Origin of the sequence: Streptomyces sp. NPDC048383 (assembly GCF_040651775.1) — a bacterium.
Classification (GTDB): Bacteria; Actinomycetota; Actinomycetes; order Streptomycetales; family Streptomycetaceae; genus Streptomyces.
In genome coordinates this window covers 99,860-120,112 of sequence record NZ_JBEZKS010000010.1, presented here as the reverse complement: position 1 = coordinate 120,112, position 20,253 = coordinate 99,860, and the positions used below count along the sequence as shown (strand labels likewise).

Genomic DNA, 20,253 nt, shown 5'->3' with positions numbered 1-20,253 from the left:
CGATGGACGACCTCGACCGGCTCGCGGCCCTGCACGGCGTCGCCACCTCCTACCAGCCGGCCGAGGACGTGACCGTCCCCGTGCCCGAGGTCACCGTCAGGGCCGTCCTCGGCCTGATCGGCGTACCCGTGGACACCCCGCAGGACGTCCGGGCGATGGCCGACGAGGACGAACGGGAGCGGGCCGGGCGGGTGCTGCCCCCGACGATGGTGCTCTGGCAGGGCGAGCCCGTCCCGGCGCAGTTGACCGCGCTGCCCGCCGGCGCCCGGATCCGGGTCGACCCGGAGGAGGGGCCCGAACCCCTCGTCTGGGAGGCCGGTGGCGGGCAGCCGCCCCGCGGGCTCGCCTCCGGGCAGCCCGCAGAACTGCCCCTCGGCGTGCACCGCCTCACCGCCGAACTGCCCGACGGGCACACGGCCGCGGCCACCCTGATCGTCGCCCCGGAGCGGGCCCCGGCCGCGCCCGCCCGGGCCCACGGACTGCTCGTCCAGCTGTACTCCCTGCTCTCGGAGCGCTCCTGGGGCATGGGCGACCTCGGCGACCTGACGGAGCTCGCCCGCTGGGCCGCCCGCACCCACGGCGCCGATTTCATCCAGGTCAACCCGTTGCACGCGGCCGTCCCCGGCACCCCGACCGACCCGTCCCCGTACCGGCCGTCCTCGCGCCGCTTCCCCGACCCGGTGCACCTGCGGATCGAGGACGTCCCCGAGTACGCCGACTGCCCGGACCGCGACGCCCTCGCCGAGCTGGCCGGTCGCGGCGCGGAGCTGCGCAGGGAGGTGCTGGAGAAGGGGGCCCTGATCGACCGGGACGCCGTCTGGGCCCTCAAGCGCGCCGCCCTGGAGCTGCTGTACACCGTCCCGCGCAGCCCCGCCCGGGAGGCGGGCTACGGGGAGTTCCGCGCGGAGCAGGGACCCCACCTCGACGTGCACGCCGCGTGGTGCGCCGCCGCCGCGGGGGAGGACCCCGAGGAGCGGGGCGACTTCCACCGCTGGCTGGTCTGGCTGACGGACACCCAGCTGACCGCCGCCCAGCGGGCCGCGCGGGAGGCCGGGATGACGGTCGGCATCGTGCACGACCTGGCCGTCGGCGTGCACCCCGAGGGTTCGGACGCCGGTACGGGCCCCTTCCACGCCCGGCACATCAGCGTCGGCGCCCCGCCGGACGCCTTCAACGCGCGGGGCCAGGACTGGGGGTTGCCGCCGTGGCGGCCCGACGCCCTGGAGGGCACCGGGTACGCCCCCTTCCGGGCCCTGCTGCGCGGGCTGTTCCGGTACGCGGGAGCCGTCCGCATCGATCACGTCATGGGCCTGTTCCGGCTGTGGTGGATCCCGCAGGGGGCCCCGCCGGCGGAGGGCACGTACGTCTCCTACGACGGCGAGGCGATGCTGGCCGTCCTGGTGCTGGAGGCGCACCGGGCGGGCACCCTGGTGGTCGGCGAGGACCTCGGGACGGTGGAGCCGCGGGTGCGCCGGGCGTTGGCCCGGCGCGGGATCCTCGGCACCTCGGTGCTGTGGTTCGAACGGGACTGGGAGGGCGACGGGGAGCCGCTGGAGCCCGAGGAGTGGCGGGCCGACTGCCTCGCCACCGTCACGACCCACGACCTGCCGCCCACCGCCGCGAAGCTGGCCGGGGAGCACGTCGAACTGCGGGACCGGCTGGGCCTGCTGACCCGTCCGCTGGAGGTGGAGAAGGCCGAGGACGCCGCCGACACCGCCCGTTGGCTGGAGGTGCTGGAGCGGCTCGGCCTGACGACCGGGCACGAGGAGGCGGCCGTCCGCTCCCTGTACGCCTTCCTGCTGCGCACGCCCGCCCGGCTGGTGGGCGTCTGGCTGCCGGACGCGGTGGGGGACCGGCGGCCGCAGAACCTGCCGGGCACCTGGGACCAGTACCCCAACTGGAGGCTGCCGGTCGCCGACGCCTCGGGCCGGCCGCTGACGCTGGAGGAGCTGACGGCCTCGCCCCGGGCGAACGCCCTGTTGAGCGCGGTGCGGGAGGGGGCGGGGACCCGTACGGCACCCCCGGGCGCGCGGCCGCTCTAGGTGTTCGCTACGTTTGCACCGTGGACAAGAAGAACGCTCTGCGCGCCGGCGCCGTCACGGCCGGAACGACGCTGATGATGCTGCTGATGACGTCTCCCGCCCTCGCGCTGACCCCCGACGACGGTGACGACCCGGGCCCCAAGCTGAGCATCGCCGAGACGCTCGGCCTGTTCGTGGCCGCGCCGATCGTGCTGTTCCTGGTCATCGCGGGTCTGGTGATGGTCGGCGACAAGTCGCGCAAGACCCAGGCCTGACCGACCGGGCAGGTCTCATGCTTCCGGGGCGCCGGAGGTCCGTACGGCCGTCGTAGGACGGCCGTGGCGCGACCTCCGGCGCCCTGGCATGTCCCGGGCCGTGCCGGGGTGGGCGCCGCGGCCCGGTGAGCGCCTGTGGCGGCGGGCTACGGCACGTCGGCCATGAGCTTGCGCAGCAGGCCGATCAGCTGCTCGACCTCTTCGCCGTCGAGTCCGGCCAGGGCGGCGCGCTGGACCTCCAGGCCGGCGGTGACGGCCTCGTCGATCAGGGCCAGTCCGCGGTCGCTGATCGTGACCTGGAGCCCTCGCCGGTCGTGCGGATCGGGGCTGCGGCCGAGCAGCCCGGCCTTCTCCAGCTTGTCCAGGCGTCCGGTCATTCCGCCCGTCGTGAGCATCAGCGTGGCCGACAGCTGGCGCGGCGAGAGCGTGTACGGGGCGCCGGAGCGGCGCAGCGTGGCGACGACGTCGAACTCCCCGCGGGAGATCCCGTAGCGGTTGTAGGTCCGTTCCATCGCGTCGCCCATGGCCTTGGTGATCCGGTACATCCGCCCGAAGACGGCCATGGGGGCCGTGTCCAGGTCGGGGCGTACCGCGTACCACTGGGCGGCGATGGCGTCGACGGCGTCCTTGTTGGCCTCGGTCATATCCGCAGTATCCGGTTCCGCTTCCTCGTTCGCAAGAAAGTTGCTTGACGGAAAGTGGCTTAGTGCTAAGCTACTTTCAAGTGACCTACTTGGGGGAGGCGTCGTGATGAAGGTGCCCATGTTTCCTCACCCGTACGAGGAGTCCCCGTGAACCGCCTGACCACCACGCTCCTGACCGCTCTGGCCCCCATCTCCTGGGGATCGACGTACTTCGTCGCCAGCGAACTCCTGCCCCCCGACCGGCCCCTGTTCACCGGGGCCATGCGGGCCCTGCCCGCCGGGCTGCTCCTCATCGCCCTCTCCCGGACCCTGCCCAAGGGCGAGTGGTGGTGGAAGTCCGCCGTCCTCGGCACGCTCAACATCGGCGCCTTCTTCCCGCTGCTCTTCCTCTCCGCCTACCGGCTGCCCGGCGGTGTCGCCGCCGTACTGGGTTCCGCCGGCCCGCTGTTCGTCGTCGGACTCGCCGCCCTGCTGCTCGGCGAGCGGGCCCGGCCGCGGACCGTCCTCGCCGCCGTCGCCGCCGCGTTCGGCGTGAGCATGGTGGTGCTGACCGCCGAGGCCGAGCTCGACCTGATCGGCGTCATCGCCGGCGTGGTCTCCTCCGCCTCCATGGGCGCCGGCACCGTGATGACCAAGCGCTGGGGGCGGCCCGAGGGCGTGGGCCCGCTGGCCATGACCGGTTGGCAGCTCACCGCCGGCGGGTTGGTCATCATCCCGATCGCCGCCCTGATCGAGGGGGCGCCGCCCGCCCTCGACGGCAAGGCCTTCCTCGGCTACGGCTACATGATGCTGATCAACACGGGCATCGCCTACTGGCTGTGGTTCCGCGGCATCGGCCGGCTCAGCGCCACCTCCGTCACCCTGCTCGGCCCGCTGTCCCCGCTCACCGCCGCCGTCATCGGCTGGGCCGCGCTCGGCCAAGGCCTCTCGCCCGTACAGCTGGCCGGCATGGCCATCGCCTTCGGTGCCACCGTCATCGGGCAGTTGCCGGGGCGCAGGCCCCGGGCTCCGAAGGAAACGTTCAGTTCTTCTGAAGACATCGATCGAAATGTTTCGATGGACCTGGGCAATGCGGAGGTGCGACGGTAGGTCCACGATCCAACCGACCCAGAACCCCGAGGGGGAGACCACACGTGACCGTCACGGACCAGGTCCGCACCGGCCGACAGGCGCAACCGGCGGAGCGGACGCCGCAGGCGCCGCAGCAGGCCGAGCAGGCAGGCGAGCACGCCGCCGAGCAGGCGCCGCAGCGCCCCGGCGCCCCGGCGGGCAAGGGCGCCGCCGGCATCGGCCTGCTCCTCGCCCTGGTCGCGACGGTCGTCTGGTCCGGCAGCTTCGTCGCCACCCGGGGCATGGCCGACACCGTTCCGCCCGTCCAGGCCGTCTTCTGGCGCTGGATCATCGCCGCCGTCGCGGTCGCCCCGTTCGCCGCCCGGCAGGCCTGGCGACAGCGGGCCCTGCTGCGCCGGCACCTCGGCTACGTCAGCCTCGCCACCCTCTTCGGCGTCACCCTCTACAACACCCTCGTCCACCAGGCCGGACTGACCACCTCCGCCTCCAACATGGGCATGATCATGGCGGCCTCGCCCGTCATCATGGCCCTCTACTCCCGCCTCGGCGGCGAACGGCTCGGTGCCCGACGCACCTTCGGCCTGCTGCTCGCCGCGTTCGGCGTCCTGCTCCTCGTCGGCGACGGCTCGATCGGCTTCGACTTCGGCGCCGGTGACCTGTGGATGTTCGGCGCCGCCCTGTCCTTCGCCACCTACAGCGCCCTGCTCAAGCGCAAGCCCGCCGAGATCGGCCAACTCGCCTTCCTGTTCGCCACCTTCGTCCTCGGCGCGCTGATGCTGGCCCCCGCCTACGCCGTCTCCCTCGCCGTCCAGGGCGGCTTCGAGGTCACCCCCGGCTCGGCCGGGCAACTGCTGTACGTCGGCGTCCTCTCCTCCGCCGTCGCCTTCTTCGCCTGGAACAAGGCCGTCTCGGTGATCGGCGCGGCCCGGGCGGGCGTCGTCTACTACCTCCAGCCCGTGTGCGTCGCCGGACTCGGCTTCCTGCTCCTCGGGGAACACACCGGCCCCGCGCAACTGCTGTGCATGGCGCTGATCCTGGGCGGCGTGGGACTGGGTGCCCGCCGGTAGGTTCGGTCCCATGACCGAGTGGGACATCAAGAAGCTGCGGATCCTGCGGACCCTGGCCGACCGGGGCACCGTGACCGCGACGGCCGAGGCGCTGCACATGACGCCGTCGGCCGTCTCGCAGCAGTTGACCAACCTGGCCCGGCAGCTCGGGGTCCCGCTGCTGGAGGCCCAGGGCCGGCGGGTCCGGCTCACCGACGCCGCCCACTTGGTCCTGCGGCACACCGAGGCCGTCTTCGCGCAACTGGAACGCGCCGACGCCGAACTCGCCGGGTACCTGTCCGGGGAGGCCGGCGAGGTACGGATCGGAGCCTTCTCCACCGCCGTGCCCGTCCTGGTCGTCCCCGCCGTCGCCGCCCTGCGGCGCACCCATCCGGGCGTGGAGGTACGGGTCCGCGAGACCGAGGCCGCCGAGTCGTACGAGCTGCTGACCGCCGGGGCCGTGGACCTCGCCCTGTCGCTGGCCGCGCACGCGCCCGGCGCCCGCGACCCCCGCTTCAGCCGGGTCACGCTGTTGGAGGACCCCCTCGACGTGGCCCTGCCGCCCGGCCACCCGCTGACGGCGGCGCCCGCGCTGCGCCTGGCCGACCTGTCCGGGGAGCGCTGGATCTACGGGGGCAGCGGCCCCTGGTCGGAGATCACCCGCAACGCCTGTGAGGCCGCCGGGTTCGTCCCCGAGCAGGCCCACTCGGCCTCCGGCTGGACCGCGATCCTGGCCATGGTGGAGGCCGGCATGGGCGTGGCGCTCGTCCCGCGCATGGTCACCGGCCGGGCCGCGGGGGTCACCGTACGGGTCCTGGCCCACGACCGGCCCGCCCGGCACGTCATCGCCGCACTGCGCCGGGGCTCCGAATCGGCGCCCGCGGTGTCCCGCGTCCTGGCGGCCCTCCGGGAGACCGCGGCCACGCTCCGCCGCACCGGGGCCGGACGCGACCCGGCCCCCGCCCCATGACCGGGGCGGGGGCCGGGGCCGGTCGGGGACCGGATCAGACGGCGGCGGCGGCGGCCGCCGCGTCGGCCTCCTGGGCCTTCAGGGCGCGCTCGACGCCCGACCGGGACTCCGACACCAGCCGGCGCAGGCCCGCGTTCGGCTCGGCCGACGCCAGCCAGGCGTCCGTGGCGTCCAGGGTCTCCTGCGAGACCTGGAGCGACGGGTACAGGCCCACCGCGATCTGCTGGGCGATCTCGTGGCTGCGGGTGTCCCAGACCTCCTTGACCGCGGCGAAGTACTTCGCCGTGTACGGGGCGAGCAGCTCGCGCTGGTCGGTCTGGACGAAGCCGCCGATCACGGCCTCCTGCACCGCGTTCGGCAGGTCGCCGGACTCCACCACCGAGGCCCACGCGGCGGCCTTGGCCTCCGCCGTCGGGCGCGCGGCCCGCGCGGTCGCCGCGTGGCGCTCGCCCGCGGCCGTCGCGTCCCGGGTCAGCTCGGCGTCGATCGCCGCCTCCCCGACGACGCCGGTCGCCACCAGGCGCTCCAGGAACGCCCAGCGCAGCTCGGTGTCCACGACCAGGCCTTCGAGCTCGGCCGCACCGTCCAGCAGCGCCGCCAGGTAGGTCAGCTGCCCCTCGGTGCGGGCCGTCGCCGCGAAGGCGCGGGCCCAGGCCAGCTGGTGATCGCCGCCCGGCTCGGCGCCGCGCAGGTGCTCCAGCGTGGCCTCCGTCCAGATGGCGAGGCCCTGCTCGCGCCAGGCCGGGTCGGCGTACAGCTCGACGGCCAGCTTCACCTGGCGGTGCAGCGACTGCACGACGCCGATGTCCGACTCCTTGCCGATGCCCGACAGCACCAGCGCGACGTAGTCGCGGGCCGCGAGTTCGCCGTCGCGGGTCATGTCCCAGGCGGAGGCCCAGCACAGGGCGCGCGGCAGCGACTCCGTGAAGTCGCCCAGGTAGGCGGTCACGTTGGCGAGGGACACCTCGTCCAGGCGGACCTTCGCGTACGACAGGTCGTCGTCGTTGAGCAGCACGACCGCCGGACGGGCCCGGCCCACCAGCTCCGGCACCGCCGTGAGGGCGCCGTCGATGTCCAGCTCGATCCGGTCCGTGCGCACGAGCGCGCCGTCGCTCAGGTCGTACAGGCCGACCGCGATGCGGTGCGGACGCAGCACCGGCTCGCCCTTCGCGCCCGCGGGGAGCGCCGGGGCCTCCTGGCGGATCGCGAAGGCGGTGATGACGCCCTGCGCGTCCGTCTCGACCTCCGGACGCAGGACGTTGATGCCGGCCGTCTCCAGCCACGCCGTCGACCAGGCCGTCAGGTCGCGGCCCGAGGTCTCCTCCAGGGCGCCCAGCAGGTCCGACAGCCGGGTGTTGCCGAAGGCGTGCGCCTTGAAGTAGGCCTGCACGCCCTGGAAGAAGGCGTCCTTGCCGACGTACGCGACGAGCTGCTTGAGCACCGAGGCGCCCTTGGCGTACGTGATGCCGTCGAAGTTGACCAGGACGTCGTCCAGGTCACGGATGTCCGCCATGATCGGGTGCGTCGACGGCAGCTGGTCCTGCCGGTACGCCCACGTCTTCATGGAGTTGGCGAACGTGGTCCACGCGTGCGGCCACTTCGAGCCCTCGGCGTCCGCCTGGCAGGCGATCGAGGTGTAGGTGGCGAACGACTCGTTCAGCCACAGGTCGTTCCACCACTCCATGGTGACGAGGTCGCCGAACCACATGTGGGCGAGCTCGTGCAGGATCGTCTCCGCGCGCACCTCGTACGCCGCGTCCGTCACCTTCGAGCGGAAGACGTACTGGTCGCGGATGGTGACCGCGCCCGCGTTCTCCATGGCGCCCGCGTTGAACTCCGGCACGAAGAGCTGGTCGTACTTCGCGAACGGGTAGTCGTAGGCGAACTTCTCCTGGAACCAGTCGAAGCCCTGCCGGGTCACGTCGAAGATCTCGTCCGCGTCGAGGAACTCGGCGAGCGAGGGACGGCAGTAGATGCCGAGCGGCACGGACTGGCCGTCCTTGCCCTCGTACGAGCTGTGCACCGCGTGGTACGGGCCCACGATCAGCGCGGTGATGTACGAGGAGATCCGCGGGGTCGGCTCGAAGGCCCACACCCGGTCCTTGACGTCGGCGGCGTCCGGCGTCGGGGAGTTCGAGATGACCGTCCAGCCCTCGGGGGCCGTCACGGTGAACTGGAACGTGGCCTTCAGATCGGGCTGCTCGAAGCTGGCGAACACGCGCCGCGCGTCCGGCACCTCGAACTGGGTGTACAGGTAGGCCTGCTGGTCGACCGGGTCGACGAAGCGGTGCAGGCCCTCCCCGGTGTTGGTGTAGGCGCAGTCGGCGACGACGCGCAGCTCGTTGTCCCCGGCGGCGAGGTGGTGCAGCGCGATCCGGGAATCCCGGAAGACGGCGGCCACGTCCAGCGACTTGCCGTTCAGGACGACCTCGTGCACGGCGGGCGCGACGAGGTCGATGAAGGTCTCGGCGCCGGCCTCGGCCGACCGGAAGCGCACGGTGGTGACGGACGGGTAGGTACCGCCCTCCTGCGCACCGCTGAGGTCGAGTTCGACCTCGTACGAGTCGACGGTGAGCAGCGCCGCGCGCTGCTGAGCCTCTTCACGGGTGAGATTCGTGCCAGGCACGCGGTCATCTCCTTTGATGGTGACGTAGCCCCGCCATCCTTCCACGAGGTCCGGGCGACCGCGCCGGAGTATCCCGCGGGCGAACGCGAGGTCCGATTCCCGCCGGCGCCGGCCGGCCGGCAGCGCCACGATCGCCGCCATGACCTCCTTCACTGCACCCCTCACCGCCCGCGCCGTCGACCCCGCCGCCCTCGCCGAACTGCGCCTGCGCGACGACGCGGGCCGGCCCTGCCTCCCGTACGCGGACCCGGAGGGCGGCGCCCCGCTGCGCTGCTGCCTGCGCCGCAGCCGGGCCGGCGAGCGCATCGCCCTGGTCTGCTACGCGCCGCTGCGCCGCTGGGCGGCCGGCGTCGGCGCCGATCCGGGGGCGTACGACGAGCAGGGGCCCGTGTTCGTGCACGCCGAACCCTGCGCCGGCCCGGCCGGGGGAGACGGCCTGCCCTTCGGGACCCCGGGGGCGCTGCGCGTCGCCCGGCGCTACGACGCGGCCGGCCGGATCCTCGGCGGCCGCGCGCTGGAACTCGGCGAGGAGCCCGACGCGGTCGTCGGGCGGGCGCTCGCCGAGGCCTTCACCGACCCGGAGGTCGCCCTCGTGCACGTCCGGGCGGTGGAGTACGGCTGCTTCCTCTACGAGGTGCGGCGGCCGTGAAACGGGGGAGGGGCGGGCGCCGTACGGCACCCGCCCCTCACGCGCCCGGAGGACCGGGTCAGCCCTGGCGGAGCTCCTCGGCGACGAGCTCGGCGATCTGCACCGCGTTCAGCGCCGCGCCCTTGCGCAGGTTGTCGTTCGACAGGAACAGCGCGAGGCCGTTGTCGACGGTCTCGTCCACGCGGATGCGGCCCACGTACGAGGCGTCCTTGCCGGCGGCCTGGAGCGGCGTCGGGATCTCGGACAGCTCGACGCCCGGGGCGTCCTTGAGCAGCTCGTAGGCGCGCTCGACGCCGAGCGGGCGCTCGAAGCGGACGTTGACCTGGAGCGAGTGGCCCGAGAAGACGGGAACGCGCACGCAGGTGCCGGAGACCTTGAGCTCCGGGATCTCCAGGATCTTGCGGGACTCGTTGCGGAGCTTCTGCTCCTCGTCGGTCTCGAAGGAGCCGTCGTCGACGATCGAGCCCGCCAGGGGGAGCACGTTGAAGGCGATCGGACGCTTGTAGACGCCCGGCTCCGGGAAGTCGACGGCCCCGCCGTCGTGGACCAGGGCGGCCGCGCCCTCGACCACGGCCTTGACCTGGCCGTCGAGCTCGGCGACACCGGCCACGCCCGAGCCGGAGACGGCCTGGTAGGTGGTGGCGATCAGCGCGGTCAGGCCGGCCTCCTCGTGGAGGGGGCGCAGCACCGGCATCGCGGCCATGGTGGTGCAGTTCGGGTTCGCGATGATGCCCTTGGGGCGGTTCTTGATCGCGTGCGGGTTGACCTCGGAGACCACGAGCGGGACCTCGGGGTCCTTGCGCCACGCGGACGAGTTGTCGATCACGACGGCGCCCTGGCCCGCGACCTTCTCGGCGAGGGCCTTGGAGGTGGCGCCGCCCGCGGAGAAGAGCACGATGTCCAGACCGGAGTAGTCGGCCGTGGAGGCGTCCTCGACGGTGATCTCCCGGCCCTCCCACTCCAGGGTCGAGCCGGCCGAGCGGGCCGAGGCGAACAGCCGCAGCTCGTCCAGCGGGAACTTCCGCTCGGCGAGGATTGCGCGCATCACTGCGCCGACCTGTCCGGTGGCTCCGACGATTCCGACCCTCACGGTGACTCCTCTGCGTTGGTACGACGCGGGCGCGCGTGGAGCCATCATGCGTTCGACCCCACGAGCCTTGTCCAATCCATTGTCCGAGGGACGGACGGCGTCCCGGACGCGGACCCCCGCGACGCGCGCGGGACGGGCGTGTCGCCGGGCCCGGTGAGGGGGCGGGCGCCCGGACCCGGTCCGGGCACGTGAGGAAGACCACCCACGACGTGATCGCCGGCACCCGCGGCTCCCGCGCCCGCCGGGTCCGCCCCCGCCTTCCGCCCGGGCTCCGGAAAGCCCGGAGGGGCGGTGCTCGTGGTGAGCGCCGCCCCTCCGGTTCGTGCGGGTCCTACCGGGTTACGGGAGGACCTTGTCGATCTGGACGCTGCCGGTGCCGGCGGCGGTGCCGCGGGCGTTGAGCAGCTGGACCTGGCCGAAGAACTGACGGCCCTCGGGGGCCGCGCTGTTGACCAGGACGTTCGCCGAGACCTGCGCCGAGGCGCCGGAGGCGAGGGTCACCGTGGCGGCCTCGTCGACCTGGACGGAGCCCAGACCGGCCGAGAAGAACACGTCGCGGTAGTCGTACGTGGTGGTGCCGGCCGGGATCGCGTAGCCGATCACCTTGACGCTGTAGGTGCCCGCGGCCGGCTTGACCAGGCTCACGGCCTCCTCGGAGTCGCCGTCGGCGGCCGTGCCGACCTTGACGCCGTCCTTGTAGACCTCCAGGTCCAGGTCGGCGCCCGTGTCGGACGTCTTGCCGATGGCGACGTCGAGGCGGGAGACGCCCTCGCCGATGGTGACCTCGGTGGTCTGGGTCTCACCGGCGGCGATGGTCGGCTTGGCGACCTTCGCGGAACCGAGCGGACCACCCAGGAGCTTGCCGCCGGCGATCGCCGCGGCCTCGTTCTTCACGGTCCACTGGACCGGCGCCGGGGTGCCCTGCTTGACCTCGGGAAGGACCTTGACCGCCGGGTCGAAGGCCGCGCCGAGGACGGACACGTCCAGCTTGTACGGGTTGTCGAGCAGCGGCGACGTACGACGCGACTCGACCTCGATCTCCCAGACGCCCGGGGTCGGCTCGGCGTACGAGCGCAGGTCGGGGCGGCAGGTGTTCGCCGGGTTGTCGTAGTTCGGGTAGCACTGGGTGGTCGCGCTGTCCTCGACGCCCAGACCGTACGGGTGGATCGAGATGAAGCGGGTCTGGCTGTCGGGCTTCAGACCGCCCAGGGCGACCTCAAGGGTCTTGGTGCCCGGGGGGACCGTCACGAAGTACGACTTGTGGCTGTTGCGCTGCACGGACGAGGTGTCCGACAGGGTGAAGGTCGGCTTGGCCAGCGGGGCGGCCGCGACGACCGTCGCCAGGACCTGCTTGTCGATGCCCTCGGTGGTCGGGTCGTCGAGCTGCAGGATGCCGCTGTGGACGCCGGCCGACTTGACGTTGGCCTCGACCTTGATGGTGACGGGCTTGTTCAGCGGCAGCGTGACGTAGTCGTAGCCGCCGATGACCTTGAAGCTACCGTCGTCGTTGCGCCAGCTGAGGTTGTGCCGGGTGCCGTACTTCACGCCGGTGGTGCGCGTGACGACGACGTTGTAGACCTTCTTCTGGCCGACCTTCAGACCGCCCTCGCGGTCGTAGACGCCGGTGCCGAAGCCGGGGGTCTTCAGGAACTGGTCGATCGCGGTGTCGACCGGGGCCTTGACCGTGAACTCCTCGGCCTTCGCGTCGCGCTGGATTGACTCCCACGCGGCGTTCACGTCGAGCAGGCCCGCGCCCTGGGCGTGCGCCGGGACGTCGGCGATCTTCTTGGCGGTGCTGGTCAGCGCGACCCGCAGGTTCGCCGGCTTCAGCGCGATGTTGTTCTGCTTCGCGGCCGAGATCAGCAGGGCGCCGGCGCCCGCCGCCTGCGGCGAGGACATCGAGGTGCCCTGGAGCATGCCGTAACCGGCCGGGAGGTTGTAGCCGGCCTCCTTCACGGGCGCGCCGGGCAGCCAGGTCTGGATGGTGTTGATGGCCGAGCCGGGGGCGGTGATGGTCGGCGTGAAGCCGCCGTCCTCACGCGGACCGCGGGAGGAGAACGGGAACATGTTGTACTGCTTGCTCACGCCGGAGCCGTAGTTGGCGGCCCAGGTCTCCTTGGAGACCGCGGCACCCACGGAGATGACCTTGTCGGCCAGTCCGGGGTCACCGATGGTGTTGACGCCGGGACCCTCGTTGCCCGCCGAGATGACGAGCTGGACACCGTAGGTGTCGATGAGGTTCTTGTAGAGCTCGGAACGGGCGTTGTTGCCGTCGTTGAGCGCCGGCAGGCCACCGATCGACATGTTGACGATGTCGACGCCGCGGTTGACGACGAGGTCGATCATGCCCTCGGTCAGCGCGACGTTGGTGCAGCCGCCGGACCAGGAGCAGGCGCGCGAGGAGACGAGCTTGGCGCCGGGGGCCTGGCCGTTCATCTGGCCGCCGAAGAGGCCGTTGGCGGCGGTGATGCCCGCGACGTGCGTGCCGTGCTCGGACTCGATGATGCCGACGTTGACGAAGTCGGCCTTCTTGCCGACCCAGTCACCGCCCAGCGGGTCCATCGGGACGTCCTTGCGGATCTCGATCACGAACGGGATGCGCTCGGCGACCTCGGTCGCCGGGTTGTCCGTCCCGAACCAGCCGATCTGGTTGCCGTCCTTGTACTGCTTCATCGGCTCGTTGTTGGTGAAGTCGCCGTCCTGGTCGGTGTCGACGCGGACGGTGCCGGCGGCGACGTCGTAGAGCAGGCCGAACCGGTCGGTGGTGTCCCCGTCCCGGTTGACGTCGCCCTTCATGTCACCGGTGGCGGTGATCGACTCGCTGAAACGGCTCCACTGGAAGTTGCCCTCCGGGGCCTTCCAGCTCTGCCCGCCCGCGCTGAAGGTGCCGCCCGCGGCCGTGACCGGGGTGATCTGGGCGCGCCAGGTCCCGTCGTTGTCCGTGATCGGGTCGGTCGCCGTCACCCAGTCGACGATCTTGCGCTCGCCGGTGGTGGTCTTCTGCAGGGCCGGGTGACCGACGTCGACGCCCGAGTCCATGATGCCGATGGTCACGCCGCGGCCGTCGGCCTGCGGGTTGTTCTTGACGAAGTCCACCGACCCGGTCTCGAACGAGGGGTTGTACGGGTTCTTCGCCGGGGTGTTCTTGTCCGGCGCCGCGTACGTCTCGGCCGCGGTCTTCTTGACCGTGCCGGTCTCCCGGTCGGCGTCCGGACGGGGGTCCGGACGCTGGATCTCGTGCCGCAGGTCGATGCCGTGGACGGAGTCCAGCTTGCCGGCGGCCTTCAGCGCCGCGTCGGCCTTGCCGGTCGGCAGGGTGGCGCGGACGTAACCGAGCTTGTCGTACGTCCGGCCCACCGAGGCGCCCTGGACGGCGCCCAGCTGGTCGGCGACCTGCTTGGTCCGGCCGGGGGCCGTCGCGACCATCACCGTGACGGTGGCGTCGCCCTTGGCCTTGGCCTCCTGGAGCAGTTCGGCGTCGGCCGAACCGAGCTTCTGGTCGGCGGACTTGACCGGCGCGGTGGCCGGACCCGGCACGGGGCCGGCGGCGGTGCCCACCGCGAAGGCGGGCATGGCGCCGGTGGCGCAGAGGGCGGCCACCAGGCCCGCGGCCGCGGCGACGCGGGCTACGCGCCGGGTGCCCGGTATGGCCCCGTTGGTGGAGCTGGGGGAGTCGAGGGTCATCAGCATCCCTGGCTAAGTGAAAGATACGGTCCGGATTTCGGTGCCGGATGACCGGTCAGCTTTGCCGAAGTGACTGCTGTTTGGGGAGTGTTGTCATTGACCGAGACCTGACATGGCGGACTCTCGCCACCGCGCAGCATCCGCCAGAGGGCGCAAGGTCGGGCAAGTCAGGGCAATTCATAGGTGTCTGCGAGTGGATTTATAGACTTTCCCGGCTCGCGGCATGGCCGGAGCGGGCTTCCGTCTCGCGTCGGGTGTGACAGATTCCGATCGCTCAGCGCACGCGCGTGCGCGCGTAATGACGCGAGGCCTTCGCGCGGTTTCCGCAGGCCGCCATCGAGCACCAGCGCCGGGTGCCGTTGCGCGAGATGTCGTGGAAGTGCAGGACGCAGGACTCGGCGGCGCACTTGCGGATCCGGTCCGGTCCGGCGACCAACAGGTCCAGGTAGTTCCGGGCGGCGATCCAGGCGGGACCCCAGGCGGGATCGGCGAACTCGGCCCGCTCGCCCGGCCCTTCGGACGTCAGGGTGGCCCGGATCCGGCCGTGTTCCAGGACGGCGTCGACCAATGCGCGCGCCCCCTCGTCGGCCGGGTCCGCGACGGCGCGGGCCAGCGACTCGCGCGCGGTCAGCAGGTGGACGAGCGTCGCCGCGTCGGCCCGGAAGCGGTCGGCGAGGCCGACGCTCTCCAGCCAGAGCGCGAGGCCTTCGACGCGGGTCAGCCCGAAGGCCCCGGCGAAGAGGTCGAAGGGTTCGCCGTCGACGACCCAGCGCGTGTTCAGCAGGTCGAGGGCGACCGGTTCCCCGGTCAGCGGACGCCGGTCCGTCACCTGTGCCGTCATGCCGCCTCCTCGCGTCGCTAACCGCTCAAGAGTACGTGGCCGGTTGACCTTCGGTGTCCTAACCGTTAATCTCGCACTAGAAGGTTAGAGCACCTCGGCAAATCCGGCATTCCTCCGGGAAGGGACCCACCATGACCACTGCCTCCGCCGCCGCCCTCGGCACGCTCCGCACCGGCCACATCGGCCTGAACGTCACCGACCTCGACCGCTCGCTGGCCTTCTACCGCGACGCGCTGGACTTCGCCCCGCTCGGCGAGGGCAAGGAGGAGGGCCGCCGCTTCGCCTTCCTCGGTCGGGACGGCGAACTGGTCCTCACGCTCTGGCAGCAGGCCGAGGACGGCTACCTGCCGACCACCGCCGGACTGCACCACCTGGCGTTCACCGCCGCCGGCATCGAGGAGGTCCGGGCGTACGAGGAGCGGCTGCGCGGGCTGGGCGTCACCTTCGCCCACGAGGGCGTCGTCGCCCACGCCGAGGGCGCGGCCTCCGGCGGGATCTTCTTCCACGACCCCGACGGCACCCGCCTGGAGATCTCCGTACCCACGGGCGCGGAAGGGGCGCCCGCCCCCACGGAATCCGCTCCCACCTGCGGGTTCTTCTAGACCACCCCGGTTCCGGGGCAACAGCGCGCAGGAAGAGGAGCACCGTCATGACGTACCACTGGGGCTCGCTGGCCGTGCAGGAACGGGTCGGCGTGCGCGACCTGGCCGATCACGTCGGCCGCTCGATCGGCACGGAGATCAGGGACGTGGCCGCGGCCTTCCTCGCCGAGCAGCCGCACCTCGTCGTCGGAGCCGCCGACACCGACGGCCGGATGTGGGCCTCGCTGCTCACCGGCGCGCCGGGTTTCGTACGAGCCACCGGGCGGGCCCGGATCGTGGTGACCGGGGGGCTGCCGCAGGGCGATCCGCTGGAGGGGGCGTTGGCCGCGGCCGGCACCCCGGTCGGCACCATCGCCCTCGACCCCCGGACCAGGCGCCGGATGCGACTGGGCGGCACGGTCACGCCGGTGCCCGGCGGCTTCGCGGTCGAGGCGGACCGGGTCTTCGCGAACTGCCCGAAGTACCTGCAGAAGCGCCGACCGCTGGAGCTGGTGGCGGAGGGGGCCGGGATCGTCCGGCGCGGTACGGCGCTCACTCCCGACCAGCGGGCGACGGTCCGCGCCGCCGACACCTTCTTCGTGGCCACCGCGTCGCCGGACGGGGCCGACGCCAGCCACCGGGGCGGGTTCCCGGGCTTCGTGGACGTGCTCTCGGCGACCGAGCTGAGCTGGCCGGACTATCCGGGCAACGCCATGTTCCTCACCCTGGGGAACCTGGCGGCCGACGGACGGGCCGGGCTGCTGCTGCCCGACTGGGAGGGCGGCGGCGTGCTCCAGCTGAGCGGGCGGGCCCGGACCGGCTTCGGGCCGGACGGGGCGCGGGCCGTGCGGTTCACCGTGGAGTCGGTGGTGGAGGGCGTGCACCCGGGACGGCTGCGCTGGAGCGCCCCGGAGTACTCCCCGGCCAATCCGCCGCTCGCGCGGCCGGCGGCTCACCGGGGGAGCACCACCAGGTAGGCCGCGGGCTCGCGGTCATCGGCGGCCGTCAGGGCGGTGCGGACGACGGCGGCCTGCTGCTCGGGCCAGTCCCGCAGCTTGCGCGGGGTCAGGTGCAGCACGGTCACCCCGAGGCGCTCCAACGCCTCGCGCTTGCGGACGCCCTCCGACCAGTCCTCGTCCTCGTGTTGGCGCGGGGCGCGGGTGTCGATCTCGATGGCGACCGCCTGCTCCGGCCAGTACGCGTCGACCCCGCCCAGGTGCGGGCCGCCGGGGAGGCGCAGGTCCACGTTCCAGACGGGCTCCGGCAGCTCGTAGCCCCGTACGAGCTGGTACAGCCGGTCCTCCGCGACGGCCCGGCCCTCGGCCAGCAGCGCTTCGACGGCGTCCACCACGTGCGGCCGGTTCAGCAGCTGGGCCACCGTCAGCTCGCGCACGACGGCCGCCGGTTCGCAGTGTCCGGCGCGGACGGCCTCGCTCAACAGGCGGCGTACGGTCGTGGCGTCGGACAGCTGCGCGACGGCGTCGGCCACGGCCCGGGCCACCGGCGCCACCGGCAGCCCGGTGACCTCCACGGAGCGCGGCGGGGTGTGCGTACGGATGATCCGCACGTCACCGGTGGACCGCAGCCGGCGGGTGTTGGTCACGAGGACGTCGATGTGGGAGAGCCCCAGCAGGGCGGGGGTGGAGGTGAACCGGTACAGCGCGAGGGCCGCCAGTCCGGTGATCATGACCTCGGCGCCGCCCCGGCGGCCGGCGTACAGCAGGGCCGCGTGCAGCCGCTCCTCGCTCGTCGCGGGACCGGCGTGGAGCAGGAACACCCCGGGCAGCACCTGCTGCCAGGGTCGCCCCGCCGCGTCGGAGGCGCTGACGCCGTGCTCGCGGAGCTGGGCGAGGGTCAGCACGCGCGGGCGGCCGGTGGTGAGGTGGGCGAGGGGGAGGGGTGCGTTCTGGTTCATGACGCGGTGATTCCCTCAGGCCATGGCCTTGCTAACGCCTGTTACACGCTCGTCGGCAAATCGGGACAAGCCAGGGCTAAAGTACGGGCGTTCGACTGCCGAAAGGGACCCCGCCGGTCGATATCCGTCGTATGACCATACTGATGCCGTGGTCGGCGGGGAAGCGGGCGGGAAACGGGCCCCAGGCGAGCGGACGGCGGACAGCGGGCGGGGGCGGGGACGGACCCGAGTCCGCCCCCGCCCCCGCCCACCGGTGGCCGTCTACCGCCTGCCGTCAGCCGGCCGCCGCGTCGCAGGCCTGGGCGCGCAGGGCCCGGGCCAGGTCGTCGCGGGACTCCAGCACCAGCCGCCGCAGCGCCGGCGCCGCGTCCGGGTGGGCCGTGAGCCAGGCGTCGGTCGCCGCGACCGTGGCCGGCGAGTCCTGGAGCGAGGGGTACAGGCCCCGCACCACGTGGATCCCGATCTGGATCGAACGGTCCGCCCACACCCGTTCGAGCACCTCGAAGTAGCGGTCCGCGTAGGCCGCCAGCAGGTCCCGCTGGGAGGCCTGCTGCATTCCCGAGATCGTCGCCTCCACCAGCGCGTTCGACAGGGCGTCCGATTCGACGGTCGCCGCCCACGCCTGGTCCTTGACCGCCGCCGACGGCCGCGCCGCCAGGCAGCGCACCTGGTGCTGCTTGCCCGACGCCGTGTCGTCGCGGACCAGTTCGGCGGCCAGGACGGCCTCGTCCACCGAGCCGTGCGCCGTCAGCGGCAGCAGGAAGTCCCAGCGCAGCTCCTGGTCGACCTCCAACCCGTCGATCCGCGCGCTCCCGTCCAGCAGGCCGAGCAGCAGCTGGTGGTCGCCCTCGGTGGCGGCGCTCGACGCGAAGAACCGCGCCCAGGTCAGCTGGTGCTCCGAGCCCGGTTCGGCCAGCCGCAGTTCGCGCAGCGCGCCGGCCGCCAGTTCCCGGCCGCGCTGCTCGCGCAGCTCCGGCGTCGTGTACCGGCTGACCGCGCCCAATGCCTGGACGTGCAGCATCTGCAGGACGCCCACGTCGGTCTCCCGGCCCGCGTGCGCGAGCAGCAGCGCGAGGAAGTCCCGGGCCGGCATCAGGGCGTCGCGGGTCAGGTTCCACAGCGCCGACCAGCACAGGGCCCGGGCGAGCGGGTCCGTCAGACCGCCCAGGTGGGAGCGGAGCGTGGCCAGGGACGCCTCGTCGAAGCGGATCTTGCAGTAGGTCAGGTCCTCGTCGTTCACCAGGACCAGGTCGGGCCGCTCGGACCCGGCCAGCTCGGCGACCACCGTACGGGTGCCCGCGACGTCCGCCTCGGCCCGCGCGTAGCGGACCAGGGTGCCGTCGGTCTCCAGGCGGTACAGGCCCACAGCGACCCGGTGCGGGCGGAGCTCGTCGCCCTCCTGGAGCACCGCCAGCTCCGTGACGCGACCGCCCGCGTCGCAGGTCAGCGCCGGCGTCAGCGCGTTCACGCCGGCCGTCTGGAGCCAGGCGCGCGACCACTCGGCCATGTCCCGGCCGGAGACCTCGCCGAGCACCGACAGCAGGTCGTCCAGCGTGGTGTTCCCGTAGGCGTGCGCCGCGAAGTAGCGCCGCGCGCCCTCCAGGAACGCCTCCCGGCCCACGTACGCGACCAGCTGCTTGAGGACGGCCGCGCCCTTGGCGTAGGTGATGCCGTCGAAGTTCAGCTTGGCGTCCTCCAGGTCACGGATGTCGGCCGTGATCGGGTGCGTGGACGGCAGCTGGTCGGCCCGGTAGGCCCACGCCTTGCGGCTGTTGGCGAAGGTGACCCAGGCCTGGTCGAAGCGGGTGGCCTCGACGAGCCCGAAGGAGCCCATGAAGTCCGCGAAGGACTCCTTCAGCCACAGGTCGTCCCACCACTTCATGGTGACCAGGTCGCCGAACCACATGTGCGCCATCTCGTGCAGGATGACGTTCGCGCGCCGCTCGTACGAGGCCTGCGTGACCTTCCCGCGGAAGATGTACTCCTCGCGGAAGGTCACCATCCCCGGGTTCTCCATCGCGCCCAGGTTGTACTCGGGCACGAACGCCTGGTCGTACTTGCCGAAGGGGTACGGGTAGTCGAAGAGCTCGTGGAACAGGTCGAAGCCCTGCTTGGTGACGAGGAAGACGTCGTCCGCGTCGAAGTGCTCGGCCAGCCCCTTGCGGCACATCGCGCCCAGCGGGATCGTCAGGTCCCCGCGGGTGTAGGTGTCCGTGACGTAGTGGTACGGGCCGGCCACCACGCAGGTGATGTACGTGGAGATCGGCGCGGTCTCGGCGAAGCGCCGGGTCAGCCCCTCGCGGGACTCCTCGACGCCGTTGCTCCACACCTGCCAGCCCTCGGGCGCGGTCACCTCGAAGCGGTACGGGGCCTTCAGGTCGGGCTGCTCGAAGTTCGCGTACACCCGGCGGGCGTCCGCCGGCTCGTACTGGGTGTAGAGGTAGACCTCGCCGTCCTGCGGGTCCACGAACCGGTGCATGCCCTCGCCGGTGCGGCTGTAGGCGCAGTTCGCGTCCACCACGAGGACGTTCTCGGCGGCCAGCCCGTCCAGGGCGATCCGGGTCCCGTCGAAGACGGCGGCGCCGTCCAGCGGCTTGCCGTTGAGGGTGACCGCGTTCACCGAAGGGGCGATCAGGTCCGCGAACGAGGAGGCACCGGGGGTCGCGGCGCGGAAGCGGACGGTCGTCACCGAACGGAAGGTCCGGGGGCCGTCGGCCGGCTCGGTCTCGTCCACCGCGGACCTCAGGTCGAGGACCACCTCGTACCCGTCGACGGACAGCAGCTCGGCCCGCTCGCGGGCCTCGTCACGGGACAGATTCTCTCCGGGCACGTGCACTCCT

15 protein-coding genes are annotated in these 20,253 nt (G+C 72.6%); 8 read left to right on the top strand and 7 right to left on the bottom strand.

The features are described 5' to 3' along the window. The first annotated feature begins 2 nt into the window (after positions 1-2). Positions 3-2,042, top strand: a complete 2,040-nt coding sequence (locus AB0D46_RS10215) for a 4-alpha-glucanotransferase (protein WP_362876842.1) — start codon at positions 3-5, stop codon at positions 2,040-2,042. Positions 2,043-2,062: 20 nt separating this feature from the next. Continuing rightward, on the top strand, positions 2,063-2,296 hold the full coding sequence (locus AB0D46_RS10210; RefSeq protein WP_362876841.1) for a hypothetical protein: 234 nt from the start codon (positions 2,063-2,065) through the stop codon (positions 2,294-2,296). Between the two features lie 146 nt (positions 2,297-2,442). On the opposite strand, the gene AB0D46_RS10205 is transcribed toward AB0D46_RS10210, so the two are convergent. Further along, positions 2,443-2,940: a MarR family transcriptional regulator gene (locus tag AB0D46_RS10205; RefSeq protein ID WP_362876840.1), complete on the bottom strand. Its 498-nt coding sequence runs from the start codon at positions 2,938-2,940 to the stop codon at positions 2,443-2,445. Between the two features lie 147 nt (positions 2,941-3,087). On the opposite strand from AB0D46_RS10205, the gene AB0D46_RS10200 reads away from it, so the two are divergent. From AB0D46_RS10200 to AB0D46_RS10190, 3 genes are all read left to right on the top strand, one after another. Continuing rightward, positions 3,088-4,029: an EamA family transporter gene (locus AB0D46_RS10200; protein ID WP_362876839.1), complete on the top strand. Its 942-nt coding sequence runs from the start codon at positions 3,088-3,090 to the stop codon at positions 4,027-4,029. A gap of 197 nt (positions 4,030-4,226) precedes the next feature. Next, positions 4,227-5,078: a DMT family transporter gene (locus AB0D46_RS10195; RefSeq protein WP_362876880.1), complete on the top strand. Its 852-nt coding sequence runs from the start codon at positions 4,227-4,229 to the stop codon at positions 5,076-5,078. A gap of 10 nt (positions 5,079-5,088) precedes the next feature. Beyond that, entirely contained in the window at positions 5,089-6,027 is a 939-nt protein-coding gene (locus AB0D46_RS10190) for a LysR family transcriptional regulator (RefSeq protein WP_362876838.1), read from the top strand. A gap of 34 nt (positions 6,028-6,061) precedes the next feature. Here AB0D46_RS10190 and pepN (AB0D46_RS10185) read toward each other — a convergent pair whose 3' ends face one another. Continuing rightward, positions 6,062-8,653 (bottom strand): aminopeptidase N, encoded by a 2,592-nt coding sequence (gene pepN / locus AB0D46_RS10185; RefSeq protein ID WP_362876837.1) that lies wholly within the window; start codon positions 8,651-8,653, stop codon positions 6,062-6,064. Positions 8,654-8,792: 139 nt separating this feature from the next. Here pepN (AB0D46_RS10185) and AB0D46_RS10180 point away from each other — a divergent pair, with 139 nt between their 5' ends. Beyond that, positions 8,793-9,302, top strand: coding sequence for a DUF1203 domain-containing protein (locus tag AB0D46_RS10180; RefSeq protein ID WP_362876836.1), 510 nt, complete (start codon positions 8,793-8,795; stop codon positions 9,300-9,302). Between the two features lie 58 nt (positions 9,303-9,360). Here AB0D46_RS10180 and AB0D46_RS10175 read toward each other — a convergent pair whose 3' ends face one another. The 3 genes from AB0D46_RS10175 to AB0D46_RS10165 all read right to left on the bottom strand — a co-directional run bounded on the left by AB0D46_RS10175 (position 9,361) and on the right by AB0D46_RS10165 (position 14,917). Beyond that, entirely contained in the window at positions 9,361-10,392 is a 1,032-nt protein-coding gene (locus AB0D46_RS10175) for an aspartate-semialdehyde dehydrogenase (RefSeq protein ID WP_362876835.1), read from the bottom strand. A 339-nt stretch (positions 10,393-10,731) separates the two neighbouring features. Continuing rightward, the gene (locus tag AB0D46_RS10170; RefSeq protein ID WP_362876834.1) at positions 10,732-14,076 is read right to left on the bottom strand and encodes a S8 family serine peptidase; all 3,345 of its coding nucleotides are present in this window, start codon (positions 14,074-14,076) and stop codon (positions 10,732-10,734) included. A gap of 274 nt (positions 14,077-14,350) precedes the next feature. Then, positions 14,351-14,917, bottom strand: coding sequence for a CGNR zinc finger domain-containing protein (locus tag AB0D46_RS10165; protein ID WP_362876833.1), 567 nt, complete (start codon positions 14,915-14,917; stop codon positions 14,351-14,353). 131 nt (positions 14,918-15,048) lie between these two features. On the opposite strand from AB0D46_RS10165, the gene AB0D46_RS10160 reads away from it, so the two are divergent. Further along, positions 15,049-15,519, top strand: coding sequence for a VOC family protein (locus AB0D46_RS10160; protein WP_362876832.1), 471 nt, complete (start codon positions 15,049-15,051; stop codon positions 15,517-15,519). 47 nt (positions 15,520-15,566) lie between these two features. Beyond that, entirely contained in the window at positions 15,567-16,475 is a 909-nt protein-coding gene (locus AB0D46_RS10155) for a pyridoxamine 5'-phosphate oxidase family protein (RefSeq protein ID WP_362876831.1), read from the top strand. On the opposite strand, the gene AB0D46_RS10150 is transcribed toward AB0D46_RS10155, so the two are convergent. Then, on the bottom strand, positions 16,451-17,413 hold the full coding sequence (locus AB0D46_RS10150; RefSeq protein WP_362876830.1) for a hypothetical protein: 963 nt from the start codon (positions 17,411-17,413) through the stop codon (positions 16,451-16,453). The genes AB0D46_RS10155 and AB0D46_RS10150 overlap by 25 nt on opposite strands. A gap of 274 nt (positions 17,414-17,687) precedes the next feature. Further along, the gene (pepN, locus tag AB0D46_RS10145) at positions 17,688-20,243 is read right to left on the bottom strand and encodes an aminopeptidase N (RefSeq protein WP_362876829.1); all 2,556 of its coding nucleotides are present in this window, start codon (positions 20,241-20,243) and stop codon (positions 17,688-17,690) included. Between the last annotated feature and the right edge of the window lie 10 nt (positions 20,244-20,253).

Excerpts from the sequence above, each read along its gene's own strand:
- AB0D46_RS10150 (WP_362876830.1), bottom strand. The coding sequence starts at position 17,413 with ATGAACCAGAACGCACCCCTCCCCCTCGCCCACCTCACCACCGGCCGC.
- AB0D46_RS10170 (WP_362876834.1), bottom strand. The coding sequence starts at position 14,076 with ATGACCCTCGACTCCCCCAGCTCCACCAACGGGGCCATACCGGGCACC.
- AB0D46_RS10215 (WP_362876842.1), top strand. The coding sequence starts at position 3 with ATGGACGACCTCGACCGGCTCGCGGCCCTGCACGGCGTCGCCACCTCC.
- AB0D46_RS10180 (WP_362876836.1), top strand. The coding sequence starts at position 8,793 with ATGACCTCCTTCACTGCACCCCTCACCGCCCGCGCCGTCGACCCCGCC.
- AB0D46_RS10190 (WP_362876838.1), top strand. The coding sequence starts at position 5,089 with ATGACCGAGTGGGACATCAAGAAGCTGCGGATCCTGCGGACCCTGGCC.
- AB0D46_RS10160 (WP_362876832.1), top strand. The coding sequence starts at position 15,049 with ATGACCACTGCCTCCGCCGCCGCCCTCGGCACGCTCCGCACCGGCCAC.
- AB0D46_RS10165 (WP_362876833.1), bottom strand. The coding sequence starts at position 14,917 with ATGACGGCACAGGTGACGGACCGGCGTCCGCTGACCGGGGAACCGGTC.
- AB0D46_RS10155 (WP_362876831.1), top strand. The coding sequence starts at position 15,567 with ATGACGTACCACTGGGGCTCGCTGGCCGTGCAGGAACGGGTCGGCGTG.
- AB0D46_RS10205 (WP_362876840.1), bottom strand. The coding sequence starts at position 2,940 with ATGACCGAGGCCAACAAGGACGCCGTCGACGCCATCGCCGCCCAGTGG.